We start from the raw sequence: 2,112 nt of genomic DNA on the forward strand, positions 1-2,112 counted from the left end.
CTCGTCGAGCAGCTCGCCTCCCGCGCCCTCACCCACGGCAAGCGCAAGATCCACCTACGCCGCGACCAGGACGGGCAGATCCTCAGGGCCGGCGGCGAAAGCGACAGCGAGAACCAGGAGCACGACGAGGACACCGACGCCGCGGCCGAGTCGGCCCCTGTTCGTCCTGCACACCGTAATCCAGTGGGAGTACCTGCCCCAGGAGCTCGGCTTCGGCTCCGGCATGACCTGTTGGCGGCGGCTTGCCGCGTGGAACGAGGCCGGCGTGTGGGACCGGCTCCATGCCGTCATGCTGACGAAGCTGCGGGCGGCGAAGCCGCTTGACTGGTCCCGGGCGGTGATCAACTCCAGCCACGTGAGGGCCGCTCGGCGGGGCCCGAAAGCGGACCCAGCCCGGTCGACCGCGCACGGCCGGGCAGCAAGCACCACGTCCTCGTCGACGGACAGGGCATCCCGCTCGCGGTGTCTGCTCGAAGACCGCGACTACGACCATGACAAGTACCGCCGCCTCGTCTGGGCCCAGGGCATCAAACCGGTGATCGCCCGCCGCGGCGTCCCGCACGGTTCCGGCCTGGGCGTTCACCGCTGGGTCGTCGAGCGCACCATCGCCTGGTTCCACGGCTTCCGACGCCTACGCGTCCGCTGGGAACGACGTGACGACATCCACGAGGCCTTCCTTGGCATCGCCACCTGCCTCATCACCCACCGCCACGTCCAGCGCCTTTGTTAGGACCTCTAATACTCCAGCCGCACTTCGTGCCAGGGTGTTGAGGCATCGTGGGTCGGGGGTGCGAGGGGTGGCTCGTATATCGAGAGTTCCTGCGGGTGCGACTCGGTAGGGTCGTGCCGTGCACCCTGATGAGAGCGACCCTGTCGATCCGGCACCTGTCCTGAACTGGCAGGACGGCTCCACGTTGCGCTGGACTGACCGGCCCGACGAGGTCGACGCTGCGTTCAGCCGGGGCGAGCCGCTCGTCGGGGTGGCTGTGATCGCGCTCGCTCTCAATCATGCGGACGCGGAAGCGATTCTGCCCCGGGTCGGCAAAGCGCTGGAGGCAGAGGACCCGGAGGTCCGCCGCCAAGGTGTCATCGCTCTGGCCCACGTCGCCCGGCGGCATAGGACCGTTGACCGACGATGCCTTGATCTCCTGCGCCGTTGCCCGCGTGGAAACGAAGCCGATGATGACCTCTGGTCCTTCGTCGCCCACCGGCAGCTTCCGGGGTGGCTCTGGCGGCACCACTTCACGGAGCGGTTGACCTGGTTGTTTCGCGACAGGTGGCGGGATTGACGCTGCCAGCGGCTTGCGACGGGATCCGGTACGGCCACCGCGTGATGTTGGTGAGGTGTGTGGACTCTTCAAGATCGGGTGGTGGCCGCGAGCCGTCGAGCAGCCCCTGACCGGTGGCGATCGGTGCTCGGGGAGATGATGGCCAAGGTGGCGGGCCGGTTCGCCCGGGTCGAGCCACGTGCCACGGCTCGGGAGTTCGGCGTCGGCCTGCTCTCGGACGTGGAGCAAAAGAACTGCTGGTCGTTGGCGAGCGCTGTGGGTACCGGCGTCCCGACGCTTTGCAACGGCTCCTGCGCTCGGCCCGCTGGGACGCCGACGCGGTCCGCGACGAGTTTGCGTGGCCTGGGCATGGCGCCCCTGGGAGACCCGGACGGAGCACTGATCGTGGACGAGACGGGGCTCCTGAAGAAGGGCGAGCACTCAGCCGGTGTCCAGCGGCAGTACTCCGGCTCCGTCGGGTGGCGAGGAGCACGACCAGAACCACAGCGCCGGAAACACGCCGCGTACCGGGGTCCGGTTCGCGGACGGCGGGGGCTGGGAGCGCTCGGTGTCTGCGGGGCGGTTCCGGTGTGTCGTCCGCCAGTACGCCGTGACCAACTGCACTCGGTCCTCCCGCGGCCACCCCGCACCTCATCGGTCCCCTCGCTGCGCAGCGCGGTCACACCAGCTTGCCGAAACAGCGCGGGCTCAGCCCAGTGAGCCTTTTCAGCGTTGCCACCGGACGGGTGACGAGGCCGGTGCCCGCAACGCACGAGGCTCCCGTGCCGTTGAGAGAGGTGTTCGACGTCTCAACTCATCAGTGCAGGAGCCTCGTTGGTTCCCT

Annotated in this window: 2 protein-coding genes and 1 pseudogene; all 3 read left to right on the top strand. The window is 68.8% G+C overall.

Features of this window, described 5'->3' with window-relative positions; genetic code table 11:
- Window positions 1-730: pseudogene (locus EF903_RS31965) on the top strand (transposase); the annotation flags it as partial.
- Window positions 731-848: 118 nt separating this feature from the next.
- The gene (locus EF903_RS31970; RefSeq protein WP_125548455.1) at window positions 849-1,289 is read left to right on the top strand and encodes a hypothetical protein; all 441 of its coding nucleotides are present in this window, start codon (window positions 849-851) and stop codon (window positions 1,287-1,289) included.
- Between the two features lie 138 nt (window positions 1,290-1,427).
- Window positions 1,428-1,988 (top strand): transposase, encoded by a 561-nt coding sequence (locus EF903_RS36205; RefSeq protein ID WP_399422156.1) that lies wholly within the window; start codon window positions 1,428-1,430, stop codon window positions 1,986-1,988.
- Window positions 1,989-2,112: the final 124 nt, after the last annotated feature.

It is taken from the genome of Streptomyces sp. WAC05292, assembly GCF_003949955.1.
GTDB classification, from domain to species: domain Bacteria; phylum Actinomycetota; class Actinomycetes; order Streptomycetales; family Streptomycetaceae; genus Streptomyces; species Streptomyces globosus.